The organism is Dermatobacter hominis (genome assembly GCF_020715685.1).
In the GTDB taxonomy this organism is placed as follows: domain Bacteria; phylum Actinomycetota; class Acidimicrobiia; order Acidimicrobiales; family Microtrichaceae; genus Dermatobacter; species Dermatobacter hominis.
Map to the genome: position 1 here is coordinate 1,882,542 of NZ_CP085840.1, position 21,815 is coordinate 1,904,356.

General features: G+C 69.3%; 22 protein-coding genes. 4 read left to right on the forward strand and 18 right to left on the reverse strand.

Going from position 1 to position 21,815, the window contains the following annotated elements:
• Positions 1–97 precede the first annotated feature (97 nt).
• From LH044_RS08840 to LH044_RS08850, 3 genes are all read right to left on the reverse strand, one after another.
• Complete coding sequence (locus LH044_RS08840; protein ID WP_255626097.1) at positions 98–862, reverse strand: alpha/beta fold hydrolase; 765 nt, start codon at positions 860–862, stop codon at positions 98–100.
• Positions 863–1,069: 207 nt separating this feature from the next.
• Entirely contained in the window at positions 1,070–1,780 is a 711-nt protein-coding gene (locus tag LH044_RS08845) for a hypothetical protein (protein WP_227759663.1), read from the reverse strand.
• On the reverse strand, positions 1,777–2,235 hold the full coding sequence (locus LH044_RS08850; protein ID WP_227759664.1) for a hypothetical protein: 459 nt from the start codon (positions 2,233–2,235) through the stop codon (positions 1,777–1,779). Before LH044_RS08850 ends, LH044_RS08845 begins: the two co-directional genes overlap by 4 nt.
• A gap of 249 nt (positions 2,236–2,484) precedes the next feature.
• Between LH044_RS08850 and LH044_RS08855 the strand changes: the two genes are divergently transcribed.
• Complete coding sequence (locus LH044_RS08855; protein WP_227759665.1) at positions 2,485–3,447, forward strand: GGDEF domain-containing protein; 963 nt, start codon at positions 2,485–2,487, stop codon at positions 3,445–3,447.
• A gap of 273 nt (positions 3,448–3,720) precedes the next feature.
• Entirely contained in the window at positions 3,721–4,116 is a 396-nt protein-coding gene (locus LH044_RS08860) for a hypothetical protein (protein ID WP_227759666.1), read from the forward strand.
• Positions 4,117–4,240: 124 nt separating this feature from the next.
• Here LH044_RS08860 and LH044_RS08865 read toward each other — a convergent pair whose 3' ends face one another.
• Entirely contained in the window at positions 4,241–6,643 is a 2,403-nt protein-coding gene (locus tag LH044_RS08865) for an ABC transporter permease (protein ID WP_227759667.1), read from the reverse strand.
• A gap of 235 nt (positions 6,644–6,878) precedes the next feature.
• Between LH044_RS08865 and LH044_RS08870 the strand changes: the two genes are divergently transcribed.
• On the forward strand, positions 6,879–7,139 hold the full coding sequence (locus LH044_RS08870; protein WP_227759668.1) for a response regulator transcription factor: 261 nt from the start codon (positions 6,879–6,881) through the stop codon (positions 7,137–7,139).
• A gap of 42 nt (positions 7,140–7,181) precedes the next feature.
• Here the strand turns inward: LH044_RS08870 and LH044_RS08875 are convergent, their stop codons facing one another.
• The 10 genes from LH044_RS08875 to LH044_RS08920 all read right to left on the reverse strand — a co-directional run bounded on the left by LH044_RS08875 (position 7,182) and on the right by LH044_RS08920 (position 17,132).
• Positions 7,182–7,568, reverse strand: a complete 387-nt coding sequence (locus LH044_RS08875; RefSeq protein ID WP_227759669.1) for an ATP-binding protein — start codon at positions 7,566–7,568, stop codon at positions 7,182–7,184.
• A 215-nt stretch (positions 7,569–7,783) separates the two neighbouring features.
• Positions 7,784–9,070 carry an ABC transporter substrate-binding protein gene (locus LH044_RS08880; protein ID WP_227759670.1) on the reverse strand — a complete coding sequence of 429 codons (1,287 nt, stop codon included), beginning with the start codon at positions 9,068–9,070 and terminating at the stop codon, positions 7,784–7,786.
• A 45-nt stretch (positions 9,071–9,115) separates the two neighbouring features.
• Complete coding sequence (locus LH044_RS08885) at positions 9,116–9,526, reverse strand: VOC family protein (protein WP_227759671.1); 411 nt, start codon at positions 9,524–9,526, stop codon at positions 9,116–9,118.
• Between the two features lie 119 nt (positions 9,527–9,645).
• Positions 9,646–10,392, reverse strand: a complete 747-nt coding sequence (locus LH044_RS08890; protein ID WP_227759672.1) for an SDR family oxidoreductase — start codon at positions 10,390–10,392, stop codon at positions 9,646–9,648.
• Between the two features lie 2 nt (positions 10,393–10,394).
• Positions 10,395–11,696 (reverse strand): amidohydrolase family protein, encoded by a 1,302-nt coding sequence (locus LH044_RS08895; RefSeq protein WP_227759673.1) that lies wholly within the window; start codon positions 11,694–11,696, stop codon positions 10,395–10,397.
• A gap of 6 nt (positions 11,697–11,702) precedes the next feature.
• Positions 11,703–12,683: an enoyl-CoA hydratase/isomerase family protein gene (locus LH044_RS08900; RefSeq protein ID WP_374210570.1), complete on the reverse strand. Its 981-nt coding sequence runs from the start codon at positions 12,681–12,683 to the stop codon at positions 11,703–11,705.
• Positions 12,680–14,389 (reverse strand): class I adenylate-forming enzyme family protein, encoded by a 1,710-nt coding sequence (locus tag LH044_RS08905; RefSeq protein WP_227759675.1) that lies wholly within the window; start codon positions 14,387–14,389, stop codon positions 12,680–12,682. Before LH044_RS08905 ends, LH044_RS08900 begins: the two co-directional genes overlap by 4 nt.
• A complete protein-coding gene (locus LH044_RS08910; RefSeq protein WP_227759676.1) occupies positions 14,361–14,912 on the reverse strand; it encodes a VOC family protein in 552 nt (183 codons plus the stop codon). The genes LH044_RS08905 and LH044_RS08910 overlap by 29 nt, the downstream gene beginning before the upstream one ends.
• A 52-nt stretch (positions 14,913–14,964) precedes the next feature.
• Entirely contained in the window at positions 14,965–15,810 is an 846-nt protein-coding gene (locus LH044_RS08915) for a phytanoyl-CoA dioxygenase family protein (RefSeq protein WP_227759677.1), read from the reverse strand.
• Complete coding sequence (locus LH044_RS08920) at positions 15,807–17,132, reverse strand: amidohydrolase family protein (RefSeq protein WP_227759678.1); 1,326 nt, start codon at positions 17,130–17,132, stop codon at positions 15,807–15,809. Before LH044_RS08920 ends, LH044_RS08915 begins: the two co-directional genes overlap by 4 nt.
• Positions 17,133–17,227: 95 nt before the next feature.
• Here LH044_RS08920 and LH044_RS08925 point away from each other — a divergent pair, with 95 nt between their 5' ends.
• Positions 17,228–17,968, forward strand: a complete 741-nt coding sequence (locus LH044_RS08925) for an acyl-CoA-like ligand-binding transcription factor (RefSeq protein ID WP_227759679.1) — start codon at positions 17,228–17,230, stop codon at positions 17,966–17,968.
• A 13-nt stretch (positions 17,969–17,981) separates the two neighbouring features.
• Here the strand turns inward: LH044_RS08925 and LH044_RS08930 are convergent, their stop codons facing one another.
• The 4 genes from LH044_RS08930 to LH044_RS08945 all read right to left on the reverse strand — a co-directional run bounded on the left by LH044_RS08930 (position 17,982) and on the right by LH044_RS08945 (position 21,791).
• A complete protein-coding gene (locus LH044_RS08930; RefSeq protein WP_227759680.1) occupies positions 17,982–18,368 on the reverse strand; it encodes a VOC family protein in 387 nt (128 codons plus the stop codon).
• Positions 18,369–18,377: 9 nt separating this feature from the next.
• Complete coding sequence (locus tag LH044_RS08935; RefSeq protein ID WP_227759681.1) at positions 18,378–19,583, reverse strand: cytochrome P450; 1,206 nt, start codon at positions 19,581–19,583, stop codon at positions 18,378–18,380.
• Between the two features lie 85 nt (positions 19,584–19,668).
• Positions 19,669–20,856 (reverse strand): cytochrome P450, encoded by a 1,188-nt coding sequence (locus tag LH044_RS08940; RefSeq protein WP_227759682.1) that lies wholly within the window; start codon positions 20,854–20,856, stop codon positions 19,669–19,671.
• Positions 20,853–21,791 carry an SDR family NAD(P)-dependent oxidoreductase gene (locus LH044_RS08945; protein WP_227759683.1) on the reverse strand — a complete coding sequence of 313 codons (939 nt, stop codon included), beginning with the start codon at positions 21,789–21,791 and terminating at the stop codon, positions 20,853–20,855. Before LH044_RS08945 ends, LH044_RS08940 begins: the two co-directional genes overlap by 4 nt.
• Between the last annotated feature and the right edge of the window lie 24 nt (positions 21,792–21,815).

The window sequence follows — 21,815 nt, forward strand, 5'->3', positions numbered from 1 at the left end:
AGGGGCCTCACCCGGCTGGATAGGTCGCATGGCTCGGATCGCAGGACGCGGCGTCGGGGCGCTGCATCGGCTGATCGAGCTCGCTGCGATCGGTCCGTCACGTTTCGGGGAGCCTGCGCAGCACCGCCTCGACGACCTGGTCCGGTGCCTCGTGCGGGATCCAGTGACCGACTCCGGCGAGCACGTCGAAGCGGTACGGACCCACGACGTGCCGCTGGGTGAGCTCGGCGGCGGCGCGGCCGAGCGCCGGATCACCGGTGCTCCAGAGGTAGGTGGTAAGCACGGAGACGTCGCCGACGCTCCGAAGCAGGCCGATGCCGTTCGCCCGGTACCAGTCGAGTGCAGCCGTCGCTGCGCCGGGTTGCGTGAATCGGTCGACGGTCGTCTCGACCCTCGCCGGCGGAAGTCCGCTCGCGCGGAGCGCGAACCGCAACAGCGCGCCGCCGGCCGCGGTGAGCACGCGCTCGGGCAGCAGTGGGATCTGGAAGAGGGCGGCGTAGGTCGACCGCACCGGCTGCAGTGAGCGCACCATCGCCTCGGCGAGCGCCCGGGGGTGCGGGGTCGACAGCACGGTCAGGCTCCTCACCCGCTCGGGATGCTGCGCCGCCACCGCCCATGCGACGACGCCGCCCCAGTCGTGGCCGAGCAGGTCGACCTTCGCCGCTCCGACTGCGTCGACGACCGCCAGGGCGTCGGCAACCAGGTGCTCGATCCGGTAGGCAGACCTCCCGGACGGGCGCGCGCCGTCCGCGTAGCCGCGCTGGTCCGGCGCCACGACCCGACGGCCCGCCTCGACCAGCCGGGGTGTCACGTCTGACCAGCACTCCGACGCCTCGGGGAACCCGTGCAGTGCCAGGACCACCGGCCCGCGGACCGGTCCCTCGTCTCGCAAGGGGAGGACCAGTCCGTCGGATGACACCTGGTGGACACGCCCCGTTGCGACCATCGGGCTACCGCAGCAGGTTGAGCGCCACCGTCAGGATGATCGAGGCGATCACCGACAGGAGCACCATCGCCAGACATCCCGGGGCCCCGCCGACCGGGCGGACCTCGACGTCCCGGAAGCGCATCAGCGCCCCTTGCGTCGTTCGGCTGCGCTCCGCTGGATCTCCGCGTCGGCGCGGTCGGCTCGCGCCTTCGAACGGCGGGCGCTCTGGGCGGTGCGCACGGCCGACTTCTCCGTGGTGATCTCCTCCGCTCGACGACGGCGTGCCGCCCGCTCGGCTGACCCGGTCGCGCGCGTCTCGGTCTGCCGGGCCGCCTCCTTCGTCCGTTCGGCCTGCTTCGCCGCTCGACGTTCCTTCTGCTCCGCCGCGGTACGGGCCCGGCGGCTCTGATCGTCGGCTGCTGCCTCGGCTTCGCGCTTGCGACGACGTGCTGCAGCACGCCGTTGCTCGAGCTGCTGGGCCGCCCGCTGCTCATCGGCGTCGGCAACGGTCTCGAGCGCAGCGGCACGCCGGAGCTCGTCCAACGCGGCGCGCTGCGTCTCGGCACGAGCCTGCAACGTCTCGTCGTGGAGCAGACCACCGACCGCCGAGGTCATGGTTGCCCGAGCGGCCGTGAAGGCCATGGCCGGCGCCCACTCGCGGTCCCGACGGTGGCCGGACACGAGCTCCAGGACGGACAACGGGAGTCGGACGAGCGTGAAGCCGAGGTCGAGGGCGGTTCGTGGCACTTGAGTCATCATGATCGCGGTTCCTGCGTCCTTCTTGGGACTGTTGGTATGGCCGGTCGTGGCCGGCGTACGGGTTGTCGGGCCGGCGCGGCGCGCGGACGTCATGCTCCCGCCTCGTCAGCCAGCCGCTCCGCTGTGCGACGGGCCTCGTCGGCCTCGGACTCGAGCTCCTTCGCGTGCGAGAGCTCCTGACGGTGCTCGGCCGCTGCTCGCACCTCCTCGGCGTGGGCCTCGGCGACCGCCCGACGTTCTTGCTCGGTCGCAGCCAGCTCCGCCTGCCGCCGATCAGCCTCTGCAGATTGCTCCGCCCGGCGTCGCTCGTCGTCGGCGAGCCGGGTCCGAGCCTCGGCCTGCTCCTCTGCGGCGAGCCTCGCCTGCTCCTCGTCGAGCTCGCGCTCGCGGGCAGACAGCTCCGCCGCTTCCTCCTCGTCGGCGGCTTCCGCCTCCATCTGTCGGGCAGTGGCGACGGCGTCCGCCTTCACGTCGTGCAACTCGCCCTCCCGCCGGAGGCGATCGTCACCCAGGAGACCGCCGAGCGCCTTCTTGGCGGTGCCGAACATGCGGTCGGCGAGCCCGCCGGACCTCGGAGCGGATGGATCTGACATGGAGCTTCCTCTCGGACTGCGCCGTCGCGACGACTCGCGCAGCAGGGACGCCCTACCCGGCGCTGGACCAGCGCGTCATGGCATCGGTCACACGGGCGCCGCCGATCCGCATCGATGCCACGCGATGCACCGGTCGGTGACACGCCGTGCGCGACCAGGTCCTCAAGATTTCAGGCAGAGCGACCCGGTGCCGACGGTGAGGGGGTGGATCGCACACGAGCACTGCCGGTCGAGGCGACCGTCGCGATGGCGGCGCTCTTCGCCGCCGGTGCGCTCCTGTGCATCCCGACGCTCGCGTTCCATCCCTGGCCGGAGGTCCGCACCGCTGGGGTCGCGTTCAACTTCGCGAGCGCGGTGGCGACCGCGACGGTGCTGTACGTGGGCCGCCATCGCGTGGGATCACGCGTCCGGGCCGCGGTGCTGGTGCTGGGCATCTTCGACGTCGCGTTCGCCCTCTACCTCGGCGACGGCGGCCCCGCGACCGCCCTTTACTCGGTCCTGTACGTCTGGATCGGCGTCTACCTCGCGCTCGAGTTCGCGACCCGCCAGATCGTCGGCTACCTGGCGCTGTCGGCGGCCAGCGGTGCAGCGGCGCTCGCGTTCGTGTGCGAGCCCGCTGCCGCCGTGACGATCGGGACGACCACGGTGGTGTCGACCGCAGCCGCCACCGTCGTGGTCGCGATGCTGGCCCGGCGCATCAAGGCCATGGCGGCCGTGGATCCGTTGACAGGCGCAGCGAACCGCAGGGCACTCGCCGACCACATCAGCGTCCTGTCGGCGCGACGCCACCGCCGGCCGGTCGCAGTCATCGTCTTGGACCTCGACGGGTTCAAGCACGTGAACGACCGGTTCGGCCACGCCGCCGGCGACAGCCTTCTGGTCGACGCAGCCGCGTGCTGGTCGGCGATGCTGCGCCCCGGCGACCTGCTGGCACGGAGCGGCGGCGACGAGTTCGTCGTCGTCCTCGACGGCTGCGACGAGGACCGTGCGGTGCTCGTCGCGAACCGTCTCGCTCGGGCCACCCCGGGGCCGGTGACCGCGTCAGTCGGCATCGCCTGCAGCGACAGCTGCGAGTCGCTCGAACTGCTGATGGCGGCCGCGGACCAGGCCGCCTACCGCTCCAAGGCCGACGGCGGAGCGAAGGTCACCATGACCGCCGCCAGATGATCGGGCGCACAGCCCCCGGCGGTCAGGCGACCCAGGTCGCCGTCGCAAGCCCCCGTTCCGATCCCGGTGCCCGACGGCCAACTCACCTCAGCCCTCTCCAGACAGCCTGAGCTGAACGTCGGCATCGTCCGGGCAATGGGTCTCTCCCCGATTCGTGCCACTTCTGCGAGTCGGTGAGCTCTCCGCCCAGTTCGCTGTGGACTTTCCTCCCCTGTCTTGTCACGATCCCGACAGACGGGTCGACCACGGTCCGTCAGCTGGTTGGGAGAGAACATGTCACTTCGGTCTCACGCCGCGCTCGTCGCGTCTGCGTTCCTGCTCGTCATGCTCGCTGCAGCGTGTGCGCCTGATCCCGGCCCGCCCGCCACGACCACCACCACCACGAGTGGCCTCCCCGTCATCGCGACGGGATGTCACGACGGAGGGGGCAGTGACATCGTGTTCAACGGACCCATGGACGCGCTTCGCAACGGCGAGCTCCACTCGACCTCGAACGGGAGCTGCGGCGCCTTCGTCATCTGGGAGACGTTCGTCCAGTCCACGACCAAGGCCGGCGCTGACGCGCTGTGCGCGTCGCTGGGTGGCACTGTCGCGAGCCTCGTGCCGTTGGGAGCGAACGGGTACGCCACCCTCGGCAACACCGTCTGGGAGTGCTCGGGCTTGCACTGACGCACGGCTGCGACGGTACGACGCGGGCACCTCGCAGCCTGGACCGCCGCAACCCAGTTCGGACGACGTCGTTCGTCCAGACCGAAACCCACGCGGACGTGGGCACCGAGCGGAGGCGTCGGTCTCAGACTCCGGTCCGGAGAACGATGGCGGCCCGCACCTTTCGCGCCATGCGGCTGGGCACGAGGGCAGCGACCTGCAGGAGAAGGAGCGCGCCGATCGCGACGCACAGGAGCGCGATCGGGGGCGTCGCTGCGTCGTCGGCAACGCCGATGCTGTGGGCCACCGCACGCCAGATGAAGCCTCCCGCAGCGACGCCGAGCGGTACGCCGACGACGATCCCGATCACCGCGATCGTGGTCGCCTCCCAGACCACTGCCGAGCTCAGCTGGCGAGCCTCGAATCCGAGGGCACGAAGGACGGCGAAGTCCTGGCGTCGGGTCCGCACCGTCGAGATGAGCGCGTGGACGACCGCGACTGCGCCGAGGATCGCCAGGAACACGGCAAGCGCTCGCGGGAGGGCCTTCACCTCCCGCAGGTTGTTGACCTCCGACGGCAGCCGAGGTCCGAAGACCTCTGTCTCCGTGGCGTCGGCCAGGCGTTCGTTGGCGACCTCGGGATCGACGCCGTCGGCCCATGAGATGAGGACGTCGACGTTGAGCTCGTCCTCGCTCGAGATGGCCTCCAGGTCCTCCCGTGTCAGCAGCACGCCTCGACCTGGTGCGCTGCGCTCGTCGGTGACGGGGAACACGGCCGTGCCGACCACCGTGGCGCGCAGCGTGCCCCCGGCCCCCTCGACCACGACGTCGTCGCCGATCCCGACCCCAGCGGCCTCGAGCGTCTCCGCACCCAGGGCCACCTCGGCACGGCCAGTGGGAGCGCGGCCGTCGAGCAGGGTGAAGGACATGTTGCCCCGGACGGATTCCAGCGCGTAGGTGTTGACCTCGACACCGGCGATCTGCGCCAGTCCACCGGACCCCAGTCCCACCCGGGCGACCGTCGGGTCGCCCAGGATGTCCACGTCGCCCTCGTCCAGCACATCGCCGCTGAACCCGGAGACGGACGCGTCGAACGGTGAGCCGTACTGCGCGGGCGAGTTCGCAAGACGGTCGACGCTGGCGAGGAACACGACCAACGCCACGACGCCGACCACGCCCAGGGCCGCTCCGAGGAACGCCGATCGCACGGCGATCCTCGTTCCACTGCGGGGCGCGATCGCCAGGCCCACTCCGATGGTCACCTGGGGCGCCAGATCGGTGCGCCGAAGCGCCATCATCGACCGGGACGGAGGTGCTGACGCACCGTCCCCCTGGTTCAGGCGCTCCCGCCGCACGATCGTCATCGCCGCCAGCACGGACAGGAGCACGACCCCGACGACGATGCCGATGAATCCGAGCACCACCACCGTCGCGTCGATGGCGATGCCCGGGTCCGGCTCGGCGCGCCGTGCGATCCCGACGGGCAGCAACGGCGAGGCAGCCACGCTGACCCCGACTGCGGCGACCGCGCCGAGGACGGCCACAGGGACCGTGGTGATCACCTGAGTGGCGACGCGATCGAACCGGGTCATCCCCAGCGCGGCGACCCATCGATCGCCCGCCATCTGAACATCGAAGTGCCGTGACAGCGCCTGCCCGACCGCGACCCCGCCGGCCAACGTGGCCACCAGGGCGCACAGTGCGAGCGCGGTGACGATGACAGCGATCCCGGAGTCGATCTTGCGGTCGGTCTCTGACGCAGGGGTGATCTCCAGCTCGGTGTCGGGGAACATCGTCCGCAGTGTCGCTGTGACGTCCGCGGCGTCGGCGCTGCCGCCCTTCAGGCGCAGCGTGAACCCGCCCGGATAGGTCGCGATGTCCTCGCCGTGTTCGTCCACGAACGCAGGGGACAAGATCACCCGCGGCTGGAAGTCACCGGCGCTCTCGCTGAGGAAGGTCGGGGCATCGAAGACCGCCGTGACCAGGAGGGTGACGTGCGGGCCCGCCGGCTCCCCGGCGTCCCCGCTGGTGAACAGCGGTTCGAGCTGCTCGGGCGCGTACGAATCGAAGGCCGCTCGATCGCCGACCCGGAGCCCTGACTCGGTTGCGTAGGTCTCGGAGATGGCCATCTCGTCCGCTGCTCTCGGGTCAGGAAGACGACCGTCCACGATGCGGGGCCGGTCGACCTGTGGTTCGTCGGCACCGTCGACGCTGACGGCGGCGAGGAAATCCAGGTAGGGATACGCCCCGCTCCCCTCCGGGATGATGAACGGGAAGTCCGACCGGCCGAGAGCGGCCACTTGTGGCAGCGCCTCGACCGCAGCCGCCGCGCCCTCGATGGACCCGCCCGGTGGGTCGTCGAACGCGACATCGAGGTCCGACGCGAGCGTTTCGCTGCGGAAGCGGTCGTAGGCGGTCGAGGCACGGCGGGCGCCGGCGGCGGTCGTCAGAACGGCCCCGCCCACGACACCGACGAGGATCGCCAGCAGCAGCGTCGCTCGCCAACGGCTTCGAAGCTCACGCTTCGCTCGGTACCAGGCGGCAGCCACGTTCTCATTCCACCGCCTTTCCGGGCCGACGGGCGAGTGTGTGGCCCCCCATCGGCCAGGGGTGCCACCACCCCCGGCACGGAGTGGCTCGGGATCGGCCACAGGCCAGACGTCGAATGCGAGCGGAGCGACACGGTGCGCACTGCATCCGTTTGGACGCGCGGCACGAAGGAAAACATCGACGCAACAGTTGAATGGGTAACGATCGCGGCACCCGAGACGATTGGAGGTCGACGTGGAGCGCGATGTCACGACGGACGAGGCAACTCCGGGCTGGTTCGGCCAGGACTGTGGACTTTCCGAGCGCGAGAGCCAGATCGTGGCGCTCGCTGCGGAGGGGGCGACGAATCGGGAGATCGCTCAGCGGCTGATCATCGGGACCGAGACCGTCAAGACCCACCTGCACATGGCGTTCGGCAAGCTCGGCGTCCGGAATCGGGTCGAGGCCGCAGCCGCGTACCACCGCAGCATGGCGTCGTCCATCGACCTCACCTGATCTGCACCGGCCTCCTCGCTGGCGAGCGAGCCCGGATCGTCTTCACGGACGGTCGAACTCCGCCCACACGGTCTTGCCATCGTCGCGCACGTCCACGCCCCACCGATCGGCCATGGTGTCGACGATGCGCAGGCCCAGCCCGCCGGCCTGCACGCCCGCGGGTCCCGTGTTCACGACGGGCCTCGTTCGATCGCCGTCGGTCACCTCGACTCTGAGAACGTCGTCGCGCCTCACCAGTGCGATGGCGGCCTCCTGGCTCGAGGTGTGGCGGATGACGTTGGTGACCAACTCGGACACGACCAAGCCGAGATCCTGCACCCAGTCCCGCTCCTCGAAATGCGCCAACCAGTCTCTCGCTGCGCTCGGCGCGGTCTCGTTTGCAGGGAGCAGGAACGGACCGAACGCCCGCGTGTGATCTTCGTCCCCCATGGCCGTCGTCCTTCGGTCGCTGCGAGAGTCGGTACCCAGATTCCGAGCGCTCAGAGATCCCCGGGAGCAGGCGATGCTTGGGCCTCTCCGATGATCCGACCCGACCCCCGGGGCGGCTCCTTGCGTACCGGCGGACCACTCCCCCGTGTGGGTGGACGCTGCGTCGGCAGGTGCGGCATCGCAGAGCGACCCGACGCGTCGCAGATGCTGATCGCCTACTGGAACAGGTTCGAGGAGTCCTCGACGGTGTACTCGGTCGGGTTGCCGTCGGCGTCGGTCACGGTGCGCAACCACTGGTTGGTGCACACCGCCGGAGAGGCGGGCATCGCGGAGCCGCCGCACCGGAACCTGATCCCACCGCCCGCAGGGAAGTCCGACTCCGGCATCTTCTTGATCGCCGACGCAACGGTCTCGGGCGTGACGTCGCCCGAGAGGTCCTGGAGAGCCGTCGCCAGCGCAGCGACTGCTGCGTAACCGCCGACGGTGGTGGCGTTGGCGAGGTCCTCCACCGTGGGCGCGTACGCACCCATGACGGCGAGGTAGAGCTCGTACGTCGGATCGTCGACCGCTCCGACGGCGAGGGTCGCGAGCAGGTTGATGCCGCCGAGCTGACCGGGCATCGCCGTGCGGGTCGCGTCGGTGATGCACTGGTTGACCGCAGTGATCGAGCCCGTGTAGCCGACCGACTCCAGCCCCTGGAACGCGGCGATGCAGAAGGAGTCGTTGCCGATCACCTGCACCACCTTCGCCCCGCTGTCGACCACCTGCTGCATCTGCGGGGTCATGTCGGGGGTGCCGATCGGAACCCTGACGACCTCGTGTTCGAGGCCGGACCTCTCGAGGATGTCCACGCCCGGACCTTCGAGGATCTCGACCGCCTGGGGGACGTCGATGACGACGAACGCGATGTTGTCGGCCTTCTCGGCCTCCGCGACAGCGACCGGGAGACCGAAGAACACCCCGACCGGGTTCAGCACCACGAAGCTCGTGGCCGCATCGCTCTCGATGGCGACGCCGGACGCCTGCGTGAAGAAGGTCGGGATGCCGGCGCTGTGGAGCGCCTTCCAGAGCGTGTCGGTGTAGCCGGACTGCGAGAGCGTCACCGCGACGACCTGCTCGGTGATCATCTTGCTGGCGCATTCCTGGGCACGGGAAGGGTCGCCGTTGATCTCGCACGTGACGAGCTCGATCGGTCGACGTGCGATTCCGCCCTGGTGCTCGTTGAAGTACTCGGCAGCGGCTTCGCCGGCTCGGAGCTCATCGGTGTTGTCGAAGGCCTGGGTGACGCCTTCGGACACGAGCCCGACCTTGACCGGTTCGCCCCGCGCCTGATCGACCGGACCGAGGAGTTCCTCTCCGGACCCAGCGGTGGTGCGGTCGGTCGACGGTTCGCCTGCGGTCTTGTCGTCGTCAGCGCAGGCCGCCGCGACGAGAGCGAGCGCTGCGGCGAGAGCGACGATCCAGTTGAGGTGGCGTGCCGGTCCTCGGGAACGGGTGGTCATGCGGGCTGGCTCCTCGTTGTCGTCGGCACGGCGGCGCGCCGTTCGCTACTCCACGTGCTTGGCGCGGGCTTCGAAGTCGTCTCGCTCGGCTTGCGGGCGCAACTCGTTGAGCGCCCACACGACGCAGAACTCCATGCCGGCGGGGTCCTGCATGACGACCCAGCTGCCGGGGTGGTCCGCCCAGGAGCGGACGACGGCTGCACCGCAGCGCTCGAGGCGAGCGACCTCGGCCTCGAGGTCGTCGGTGTGGATGTCGAGGTGCACGCCGGATCGTCCCGACTTGGTCCGCTGGACGACGACACGGTTCGCCGGCGCCGCCTCCGCGAGGACGTGGTACTGCGGCATCGGCGTCGGTGTCGCCTCCGCTCCGAGGGCCGAGGCCCAGAATTCGACGGTCTCGTCGACGGTCTCCGCCGAGGCGTCGATCACGATCGTGCTCAACAGGATGCGGTGCATCCGATCCCCCTCCGATGATCCACTGCTCGACATCGACGATCCCCCCGTCGAGCGAGCACCTTGAACGTACCCGACAGGTGGCACTCAGTGCCACCTAGGGCTTCGATCCGACTGTCCGATCAGGCGGTCGTCCCGCCATCGATGGCGATGGCCTGTCCGGTGAGGAAGCCAGGCGCGTCCTCGCACAGCCACACGACCACGTCCGCGATCTCGCTGGCTTCGGCGAGCCGACCGACCGGGCTCGTCCTCTTCAGGCGCTCGATCAGCTGCTCGGGCATGGAGGCCCGGAACATCGGGGTGTCGACCGTTCCCGGGCAGACGGCGTTGACGCGCACACCCGCTCGGCCGTACTCCACCGCAGCAGCCTTGGTCAGTCCGATCACCCCGTGCTTCGCTGCCGTGTAGGCGGACACGGTTGCAGCGGCCTTGAGACCGGCGACCGATGCGCAGTTCACGATCGACCCGCCGCCTGAAGCGACGATGGCGGGGAGCTCATGGCGGAGGCACGAGAACGTCCCGGTCAGGTCGACCGAGAGCACTCTGTTCCAGTTCTCCATCGTCGCGTCCGCGGTCGCCTTGCCGTGCTCGCCGTCGATGCCCGCCGCGTTGAACGCGGCGTGGAGCCCTCCGTACAGCGAGACCGCTCGGCCGACGGCGTCCCGGACGGCATCGTCGTCGGTCACATCGCAGCGAACGAAGGTGCATTCGCCGAGCTCCCGCAACTGGGACTCCACGTCGTGGCCCGCTCGCTCGTCGATGTCGGCCAGCGCCGTCGAGTAGCCGCGACGGATCAGCGCTTCGGCGGTCGCGCGGCCGATGCCCGATGCGGCACCCGTCACGAAGGCCACCTTCGGATCATCCGCCATCGTCAGACCTCCACCGTTCCCGAGACTGGTTGTGCCTGTGACGCTCCGGACGAGGGACGGCGCGTTGCGAGCCGGTCGATCACGAACGACCCGTCCTTGATCACCGCTGCCAACGCCGCGTCCGGCCGCGCGAGCAACGTCAGGTCAGCGAGCGGATCGCCGTCGACGACGATGAGGTCGGCGAGTGCTCCCGGCTCGACGACGCCGACCTTCGCGGGCGGGTCGACGAGGAGCTCGCCGGCGTTGCGGGTTCCCCAGCTCAGGACGTCAGCGGCACTGAGTCCGTCGATGTCCGCATAGAACGCGAACTCGCGGGCGTAGTTGCCGACCTGGTGGTCGAGCGGGTCGTCGGCGATCAGGTCGCGGAAGACGCCGCTGTAGTCGTCCCCGATCAGGATCCTCACGCCCGCACGATGGGCGATCGGCAACGTGTGTCGGACCTGCTCGTAGAGCTCGCGGGTGACGCCGAAGTGCCGGGCGTAGCCGACCTCGAGCACGCTCCACAGGTACACAGCGCTCGGCACCCAGAACGTGCGGGCGGCGACCATCGCGTCGATGCACTCGTCGTCCACCTCGTCGCCGTGGTCGATGACGTCGACACCGAGCTCGATGCACTCGAGGATCATCGCCTTGTCGGTGACGTGCGCCCGCACCTTGGCCCCGCGCTCGTGCGCCGTCTCGACGACCGTGGCGAGCTCGACCCTCGACATCGTGCGTCGGTTCTCCCCCGGGATCCCGTGCCCCGCGCTGGCGAAGACCTTGATCGTCTCGACGCCTCGGGCGATCTCCTCTCGCACCAGGCGCCGGAGCTCGTCAGGACCGTCGCCCCGCAGGTCGATCCCCGGGTCCCGGTACGCCTTCCACCAGGGTCCTCGGTTGTTGACGTCGCCGGTGGTCCCGATGTGGTGTCCGCATGCACGGATCCGGGGGCCGGGGACGATGTCGCCCGCAATGGCCAGCTTCAGCTGCGCATCGATGTCGTGCGCGCAGCCGGCTCCCGAGTAGCCGGTGAAGCCACTCTCGAGCAGTACACGGCACGTCCGCACGCCGATGGCCATCATCACCCCAGGGGGCAACTCCTTGCCGGGGCGCTCGTTGCTGGCCAGTTCGTACCGGTAGAAGTCCGGGTGCAGATGGCTCGTGATCAGCCCCGGCAGGACCGTCATCCCGTCGACGTCGATGGCGTCCTCGGACGGCGACCCGCTCGGTTCGACCGCCGCGATCCGACGCCGATCGGTCGTGATGTCATGCCGACCGGGCAGGACCTCCCGACCGTCGAAGACGCGGGCGTTGCGCAGCCTCACCACCGGTCAGTCCTCCGCTCCGCGGCCGCGACGGCTGAGGCGCCACTCGGGCGGGAACTGCTCGTCGTTGTCACGGACCGAGTCGGTGAGGCCGCGATCGATCATGTCCTTCAGGACCGCGGAGCCCTCGTCGGGACGGAGCTGCGGGCCCATCGACTCGAGCAGGCCCGAGATGATGCTGCCCATGTACTCGCCCTGCTGCTGCTTGAAGATCTCGAAGAAGACCTTCTGGACGAACACGGTGTCGGTCGGCCGGGATCGTGCGCACGCCAACGCGTACCGCTCCGTCATCTGCTCCAGGTCGTCGAACGGCACGACGGTGTTGACGAAGCCGCACTCGTACATCTCGTGAGCGGTGAACGGTCGACCCGTGAACACCATCTCCATGAAGCGGCGCAGGCCCATCGTCGAGCACCACTGCCACATCCGCGCCGCGTACCCCGCGTAGCGAAACGCGGCGTGACCGAAGAGCGCATCATCCGACGAGATGATGATGTCCGCGTCCGCCGCCTGGTAGAAGTGCCAGCCGTAGCAGTAGCCGCGCACCTCGAGGATGCTCACCTTCTTGAAGTCCTGGAGACTCCGCATCCCGGCGCTCGGATCGGTGTAGTTCTGCAGGTTCGAGGCGCCGTAGCGGTACGCCTTCCTCGGCGGGTACTCGATGTCGGCGTCTTCCGGGATCCGAAGGGCTCGCTTCATTCCCGCACCGTCGGGGTCGGCCATGATCTCCATGAGCTCCGGCAGGTCGGCGCCGCTGCCGAGGTTCGGGCCGTTGGCCCGGATGACGAGGACCTTGACGTCGTCGTCGAAGTTGGCGAGCCGGACGAGGTCGGCGTAGCGGTGCTGCGCACCGATCGTCATCGCGTTGAGATCCTCGGCGCGGTCGAGGGTGATCGTGGCGATCTTGGTCGCCGGGTCCTTGTCGTAGAGGACGATGTCCTCCGGAGTCGGTCGGTCGGTCGCTGCCACGTGACGGTCTCCTGTCATCGGATCGCTGGGGAGCGCAGTGCGTCACCGCCGGCGCTGCGGGGGTCTGCAGCGCCGGCGATGACGGTCTCGTCCACGAGCCGCGCCAGCTCGAACAGCTGCACCTTGCCGGTCGTGGTCCGCGGCACGTCCTCGTGGGTGATGAACACGATGCGGCGCGGGATCTTGTAGCTGGACAGCCGGTCCTTGAGCGCGGCCCGCAACGAATCCTCGGTGGGGGCCGTTCCCGCGGCCGGCACGACGGCGGCGACGACGACCTCGCCGCGCTCGTCGTCCGGCACGCCGGTGACGAGCGACAGGTCCACGTCGGGCAGGCCGTTCATGGCCGCCTCGACCTCGAGTCGCGACACGTTCGCGGAGCTCGTCTTGACCATGTCGCCCGCCCGGCCGACGAAGTGGGCGTAGCCGTCGTCGTCCAATCGCACCAGATCACCGGTCGGGTAGTAGCCGTCGGGTGTGAAGACCTGCTCGCGCCGCACCTTGTAGAACCCGCTCATGAGTGCGCCCCCTCGCACCTGGAGCTCACCGACGGCGCCCGGCGCCACCTCCTCGCCGCTGTCGAGGTCGACGACCCGGCGTTCGATGCCGTTCACAGCCCGGCCCGCCGCCCCGACCTTGTCCTCGGGAAGACGGACATCGACCGGTTCGGCGCTGTGTGCCGAGAACGTCTCCGACATGCCGAGCGGGTTCGAACGGAACCGGGTCGGTATCCGCTCGCCGTGCTCGTCGGCCGTCGGCGCCCCGAGACCCCGGACCGAGGAGATGTCGATGCCCCGTTCGACGGCCGCTGCTCGCAGCTTGGCGAACATGTGCCAGACGATCACGCAGGTCACGCCGTGCTCCTCGATCGCCTCCAGCACGTCGTCGAGCTCGGGCGACCGCGGGTAGACGAGCGTCGCGCCGACGCTGAGCACCTGCAGGGCGTAGGCGATGCCGCCCATCCAGAACGCGGGGAGCAACGGCATCAGCCGGTCGCTGCCCGTGATGCGGAAGGTGGCGGCGAGCGCCGCAGGCTGGGTGGCGACCGACTGCTGGCGGTGCACGACGGCCTTCGGACTCGCCGTGCTCCCTGAGGTGAAGACGACGAACGCGTCGTCGCCGGGTGCGACCTCTCGTTCGACGGCCTGCAGGAGGTCGCCGTCGGGTGCGTCGGTGGCGTACGCCGCAGCGAGCAGGTCGTCCAGGGGTCGCGCCCAGCTGATCCCGTGGGTGTCGTCGAGCCAGACCGTACGGAGGTACGGCGCACCGATGAGACGGAGATCTGGTGTCTGGTCGGGGAGGTCCGCGAAGGCGGCGGCGAGCAGATCGGCGTAGTCCTTGCGGACGAACGACCGCACTCCGATGAGGTGCTGCACGTCGCCGGTCCGCAGGATCGTGGCGAGCTCTGGCGGCGCGACCAGGGTGCTGATCGGCGTGACGAGCGCACCGATGCGCAGCGCTGCATAGAAGGTGGTCAGCCACAGCGCTCCGTCCGGAGCGAGCAGCCCCAGACGCGTGCCCTTGCCCACACCGGCCGCCAGCAGCGAGCGCGCCATGCGCGCCGAACGGCGATCCAGCTCGCTGTAGGTGATCGAGTCGTCCGCGACGACCAGCGCCATCTGATCCGGGCACCGCTGCACCGTCGCTGCGAGAAGCTCCGGGAACGTCTGGGGCCCGGCGAGGTCGGCCACCTGTGACCTACTCGCGGGTCCGGCTGCGTGGTCCACCGATGACCGCTTCCGTGCCGTCCCAGGTCTCGGCCGCGCGGTGCATGTGGGCGAACCACGTGGAGCGCATCTCGCTCGGTTCGAGGAGCTCCATCATGAAGCCGAGCGTCGGTGACGTGTCGACCCAGCACGTGCGGCTGCCGCCGACGGCGCCCTCGAACGCGAGCGCTGCACCGCCGGCGATGAGCGCGTTCCTCTCCGCGTCGTAGTCCACGCACACTCGTGCGAGGTGGTGCAATCCGGATTCACCGCGTCGGAAGAGGTCGCGGAAGACCCCGACGTCGTCGTTGTCCTGGCAGACGAGCTCGATCTGGATGTCGCCGGCGTACGCCATCGCCGCGGTGACTCTCGGGAACGCGGCCGGTGAGTCGCGGTGGACGCCGTCGTCGAACGGCACCCCGTCGAACCAGAAGAAGGGCCCGACCCCGAGTTGTCGGGCCCAGGTGTCGATCGCCGCGTCGAGGTCGTCGACGAGCCAGCACGCCTGCATGACGTCTCGGTTGGGCAGGTGGGGCAGGTTCACGTTCGTCCTTGGTCGCGCCGGAGCGGACATCCGTCGCCGTTGGTGACGGTCGTCAGCTGATGACCGGGAACCGCTCACCGGCGAGCGGTTCCCACTGCCGCAGATCGCGTGTCCGGAAGTTCGGGCACGGCGAGCCGTTCCAGCAGATGTCTTCGGGCTGCGTGACGACGAGGTACGCCCAACGCGGGCGGTCCATCGTGTTCTCGCCCGCGCCGTGGACCGTGAGGTGGGTGTGCACGGTGATGTCGCCGACCTCGTAGGTCACCGGCTCGGTGAGCTCGAGCTGGCGCAGGTCCGGGAACACCTCGAGCGCATCTCGTTCGCCGTAGGTCGTGTAGTCGCCGAGCACTCCGGCCCGGTGCGACCCGCTGACGAAGGACATCGTGCCGGCCTCCGGGCCGTAGGCCTCGAGCGGCATCCAGAACGTCATCCCGCCGGATCGGTCGACCGCGAACGTGATGAAGTCCTGGTGGAACGCGGTCGGGCCGTTGCCCTTGTGCATCGACTTCCTCGAGCTCGGCAGCTTCGGCACGAAGAAGTCGGAGTAGTAACGGGTGTCGAGCAGTCCGCCGTCGGGCGCAGCGCGCCGCTGGAGCAGCTTGGCGTTCTTGCCGACGTCCTCCAGCAGGGGCCGGAGCACTGGGTTCGACAGCCCGAACGTGAGGTGGGCGTTGAAGTAGTCGAGGCCGAAGTTGCCGTCCTCGGCCGCCTGCTCGAAGCCCGGGGGGATCGGGTTGCTGTCGGCGTCGTCACCCATCGCGTCGTGCGCGAGGTCGAGCATCCGGGCGATGACGTCCGGGTCGACGAACTGCGCCAGCTTCACCCAACCGTGCTCCTGGAGGTGGTCGACCTCTTCGGAGGTGACCGTGCGGCATGGCGACGTCAACTGGTCGTTCACACGAAGCTCCCTGGTCCGGTGCGGAACGCGTAGAGCCCGACGGCTTCGGTGTCGGGTGGGGTGAACGGTGTGGCCAGATCGCTGACCGTCGGCCCGATGCGGGCGGCGATCGCTTCGAGCTTCGGACGATCCAGTCCGTACACACCGATCGCCGTGTCGGCGAGGTACTGCCGCGTGTGGACGGGGTCGATGTCGTGGAAGGTGAACTGCATGGCTTCGCGCGTGTGCGGCCAGGTGCCTTCGGCGTGCGGGTAGTCGTCGCCCCACATCGTGTTGGCCACCAGGTCGTGCTCGACGCCGAACTTCGCCTCCCAGTTCGAGAGGAAGCTCGCCCCGATGAAGCAGTTCCGCCGGAAGTAGTCCGACGGCCGCTCCGGCAGCGTCTTGCGGAGCTGCGTCCCTCCGGGACCGGAGTAGAGGCCGTCCATGTCGGCCATGACCTGCGGCGCCCAGTCCATCCACTGTTCGGTCATGACCAGCTTGAGCGCCGGGTGGCGATCGAACACGCCGCCGAGCACCATGACCCACACTCCGCGCCGGGTCCGCCAGGCGGTCTCCATCATGTACATCGACTGGGCGCCGTCACCCCGGTACGGGAAGTGCTCTCCGCCCCCGCCGTGGGTGTTGAGCGACAGGCCCGTCTCCGCGCACGCCGACCACAGCGGATCCCAGACCGGGTCGTTGAGCATCGGGAAGTCGCCCCGAGGGGCGGGCAGGTTGACGCCTCTCAGCCCCGCCTCTGCCGCCCACTGCACTTCACGGACGCACGCATCCGGATCGGAGATCGGGATGTGCGCGATCCCCGCATGGCGTTCCGGAGCGTTCGACACGAAGTCGGCGAGCCACCTGTTGTACATGCGGACGCCCACCGGTTCGAGCGCGTTGTAGCGCGTGTCGCCCCAGGCGATCAGCCCGGTGGTCGAGAACGGGATCGACTGGCCGTTCAGCCCGCCGTGGAAGATGACCGATGCCGCGACGCCGGCGGCGTCCATGTCCTCGATGCGGGCGCCGTGGTCCTGGAGACCGGGGCACAGACTGGCCTCGAAGCTGCGCTGGATGAAGCTGAACGTGACCTGGTCGGCGTGACGGATCCCCGCAGACTCGGCGAAGGCCGCGATCTGCTCGGGGTCGAGGCGCTTGCCGAGCGACCAGCTCTCGTCCTCCCCGTCCTTCGATGCCTCGCTCGAGCGCCACGAGAGCAGGCCGTGACCTTCCATCTCGGCGACGAACCGGTCGAAGTCGTCTCGATGCGCGGTCGGGCAGTACGGACCGAGCTGGTCCACGACCGACGGTCCGACGTGGCTGTCGATCGAGACGACCACGTATCGATCGTCGGCTCGGGACGCTTCCCGAGAGCCGGATTCGGCGTCCAGCATCACACCCCCTCGATCTGGTCTACGGCTCACAGTACGACGAGGTGGCACGCAGTGCCACCTCCAGTGTCCCGCCGGATGGCACAGCGATCGACGAGCGGGATCACCGTCGACAGCTCCGGGAGGGTCCTGCTGTGCAGGTGCTAGAACCGGTGGCCGTGGCGCCACGGACGAACGCTGCGGCGAACCCGCAGATGATCACGTCGACCCTCGAGATCGAGCAGGCCGCCCTCCGAGTCTTCGAGGAGCGGGGATTCGACTCGACCACGATCGAGGAGATCGCCGCAGCGGCCGGGATCTCGAGGCGCACCTTCTTCCGGTACTTCTCGTCGAAGAACGACATCCTGTTCGCCGGGTTCCCGGACCTGCTCGTCGAGCTCGAGGAGTGGCTCGCCGCCGCCGACCCGGATCGGCCGATGCTCGACGTCATCGCCGAAGCGACGATCCGGTTCAACCGCATCCACAGCGACGGGATCGCGGCGCACCGTGAGCGGATGGAGCTGATCCTGCACACGCCGGCTCTGCGGGCGAACGCATCGCTGCGCCACTCCGAGTGGGGCGCAGTCGTCGCCCGGTTCGCCGCAGCTCGGCTCGGCGTTCCCGAGGACGACCTCGCCGCGCAGGTCGTCGGCCATGCCGCGCTCGGCGCCGGCAACGCGGCCTACGAGCGGTGGCTGATCGACCCGTCAGCCGATCTCACGCAGCTGATCACGGAAGCGTTCGCCGTCACCCAATCGCTGGGCGACCTCGGTCGAGCCGCACGGACCGGCCGCCGACGCCGCTGACGTCCATCAGTGCTCAGTGAGGAAGGGGCGCATCGTTGTCCAGCCCGGGAGCCATGAGGTAGAGGCAGAACTCGTTGCCCTCCGGGTCGGCCATGCAGCGCCACGAGAACCCCTCGAGCCTGTGGGTCATCCCGGGCTCGAGCCATGAACCGCCGAGCTCCTCGACCTTGGCCGTCGGCCCGTCGAGGTCGTCGACGACGAGGTCGAAGTGTGCGCGGTTCTTGCCCGCCTTCGCCTCCGGTACCCGTTGGAGCACCACCATCAGCCCTTCGCGATTCGGGCCGAGGGCCGTGTAGCGGCCGTCGTCGTAGCTGAGCAGGACCTCGACGTCCTGGATCTGTGTCCAGAACTCGACGAGCGGCTCCGGGTCCCGGGTGTCGAGGACGATGTAGGCGGGCATGGCTCTCCTTCAGCGCGTCGGCAGGATGGCGGGCAAGGTCGACCAGCCGCGCACCTGCGAGCTGTCCATCCGTGCGTTGTCCCAGTCGATGTCCCACTCGGGGAAGCGGGTCAGGATCTCGTCCATCGCGATGCGCCCCTCCAGTCGGGCCAGCGCGGCGCCGAGGCAGAAGTGGATCCCGTAGCCGAACGTGAGGTGGTGGTTGATCTGGCGGTGGATGTCGAACTCGTCACCGTCGGGCGGGAACGCCCGGTGGTCTCGGTTGGCTGAGGCGAGGATGGCCATCATCACCGACCCCTTCGGGACGGTCTGGCCGTGGATCTCGACGTCCTCGGTCACGTAGCGGCAGGCCTGCAGTGCGGGAGGCTCGTAGCGCAGGAGCTCCTCGACGGCGTTGGGGACGAGCGACCGGTCGTCGCAGAGCTCCTGTCGCTGGCCGGGGTGGAGGGCCAGGTTCTTGCCCATGTGGCCGATGACGCGGTTGGTGGTCTCGTTGCCGGCGGTGGCGAGGACGTTGACGAAGATGAGCAGCTCGTCGTGGGTGAGCGTCCGGACGGTCCCGGTCTCGTCCTCGAACTCCGACAGGATCAGCGCGGTCATGAGGTCGTCGGACGGGTGCTCGCGCCGCCAGTTGATGTAGTCCTCGAAGAACGTGGCGTCGGCGAACTGGTCCTCGCTGAACTCGCCCGGCTTGCCGACTTCCCGACGGATGCCCTCGTCCTTGTGGACGCGGAGGTCCTCCTGGTCCTGGACCGGGATGCCGAGCAGCATCCCGATGACCCGCATGGGCATCCGGGCGCCCAGGTCGAGCACGAAGTCGATGCGCTCGGCACCGACCAGGGGATCGAGCACCTCGGCGCACAGGTCTCGGATCTGTGGCTCGAGGGCGTTCATCTTCTTCGGAGTGAACACCCGGGACAGGAGGCCGCGGTGCGCCGTGTGGATCGGCGGGTCCTCGAAGATGAAGACCCCGGACGGCAGGTCCATCTCCATCTTGATGAGCTCGAGGATCCCCCCTCGCGCCGAGCTGTAGGTGCCAGGGTCCTTGAGCACCCCCTCGACGTCATCGAACCGGCTCACGGCGTAGAAGTCGTGGCGCTCGTTGTAGTAGAGCGGCGCCTCCTCCCGCATTCGCCGGAACGTGGGGAACGGATCCCACTGCAGGTCCGGGTCGTAGGGGTCGTAGTAGAGGTCTTCGCTCGTCGCCGTCGTCATGTCTCCGCTCTCCGTCGGTGTCCCGCCTGGGGTGGCACTCAGTGCCATGGACAGACTATGACACGGCCGAGCCCGTGCAGGCCGATCACGGGAGGACCATCGGCAGCGTCGCCCAACCGCGGATCGTCGAGCTGGGAGCGAGCTGCGCGCCGCGGACGTCCACGGTCCAGTCCGGGAATCTCTCGAGCAGCTCTTCGAGCACGATGCGGCCCTGCAACCGAGCGAGCGCGGCGCCGAGGCAGTAGTGGATCCCGAAGCCGAACGTCAGGTGCGCGCCGACGGCCCGGTGGATGTCGAAGTCGTCGCCGTCGTCATAGCGCCGGTCGTCGCGGTTCGCGGCGCCGATCACGAACAGCATCACGCTGCCCTCCGGGACCGTCGCGCCGTGGAGCACGACGTCGCGGGTCACGTACCTCGCAGCGAATGGCGCTGGAGGTTCGAATCGGAGCAGCTCCTCGATCGCGTTCGGGATCAACGACGGGTCCGATGCCAGCTCGCGACGTTGCTCGGGGTGGTCCGCGAGCACCTTGCCGGCCCACCCGATGAGGTGCCTGGTGGTCTCGTTGCCGGCGCCGGCGAGGACGTTCACGTAGGTGAGGATCTCCGACCGCTCGAGTCGCCTCGTCCCTCCGCGCCCGTCATCGATCTCCGCGGCGATGAGCAGCGTCATCAGGTCGTCCGAAGGGTGCTCCATGCGCCAGTCGACGTAGTCGGCGAACGCGGCGCCGCTCGCGAAGTCGGCCGACACCTTCAACGGCTGGCCGTCGGTGGTGTGCATGTCTGCCTCGGGCCGGTCACGGATGGCGCGCTGGTCGTCCTCCGGGATGCCGAGCAGCATCCCGATGGTCCGCATCGGGACCGCCGCGGCCACCTCGTCGATCAGGTCGAACCCGCCCGAACCGACGACCGGGTCGAGGCAGGCGGCGCAGTACTGGCGGATGCGATCCTCCAGCGCCGCCATCTTCTTCGGCGTGAACACACGGGAGAGGACCGCCCGGTGGAGGGTGTGGGTCGGCGGATCCTCGTAGATGACCACGCCGGAGGGCATCTCGAAGCCGGCCTTGATGAACTCGATGATGTTCCCGCGGCTCGAGGAGTAGGTGACGGCGTCACGGAGCCCGGCCTCCACGTCGCCGTACCGGCTGAGGGCGTAGAAGTCGTGCTCCTCGCTGAAGTAAAGCGGCGCCTCGTCCCGCAACCGCGCGTACGTGGCGTACGGATCCGCGCTCAGCGCGAAGTCGTACGGGTCGTAGTGGATCGCTTCGGTGGTCACGAGGACCGGCCGCCGCCGAACGAGTCGAGGCCGGCGTCCCGCGCTGACTCCTCGTCCACGATCCGATCCCAGTTCGCAAGGATGTCCTCTGCGGTGGTCGGCCCGTCGGGGTTGGTCCACCCTGCGTTGAGCGTGACTCCGAAGCGGTGGAACATCCCGCCCCACGCCCCCAGCACCTGTCCGGTCACCGGACACGTCGGGTGGGTCAGCACGCTCACCATCGGGCTCACGCGCTCGGGTCTCAGGAACGCGGCAGCGGCCTCGCTCTGCACCAGATCCGCACTGGCGTCGGCGTGGTACGTGGCCGACTCGACCATCGCCGTGTGCATCCGTGTACCCAGCGCTCCGGGTGCGAGGAGGTTGGCCTTGATGCCGGACGCCTGTCCCTCGAGCGCGAGGGAGCGGGTGAGTCCGAGCAACCCGGACTTCGCCGCCCCGTAGTTCGTCTGCGCCCTGGCACCGAGGAACCCCGACGTCGAGGTCACTGCCACGATCCGACCGCCGCCGCTCGCCTTCATCGCCTTGTACGCCGGATGCAGCACTCGCATCACGCCCCGAAGGTTGACGTCGATCACGTCGTCGAAGTCCTCGACGGTCATCTCGTCGAACGGCTTGTCCCGCAGGATGGCGGCGTTCGCCACCACCGCATCGAGCCTGCCCCACGTGTCCAGCGCCTGCTCGGTGAGGCTCGCAGCGCCCTCGACGTCGGCGACCGACTCGACGTTGGCGACCGCCTCTCCACCGACGGCACGGATCTCTTCGACGACCGCTTCGGCGAGTCCCGGATCACTCCCGCCTCCGAACGGATGTCCGCCCAGGTCGTTCACGACGACGCGTGCGCCCCGACTCGCCAGCTCGAGCGCATGACATCTCCCCATGCCGCCACCAGCGCCCGTCACCACGATCACGTCCCCGTCGAATCGCAGACCTTCCACAGCGAGCCTCCCCCTCGGACGGCC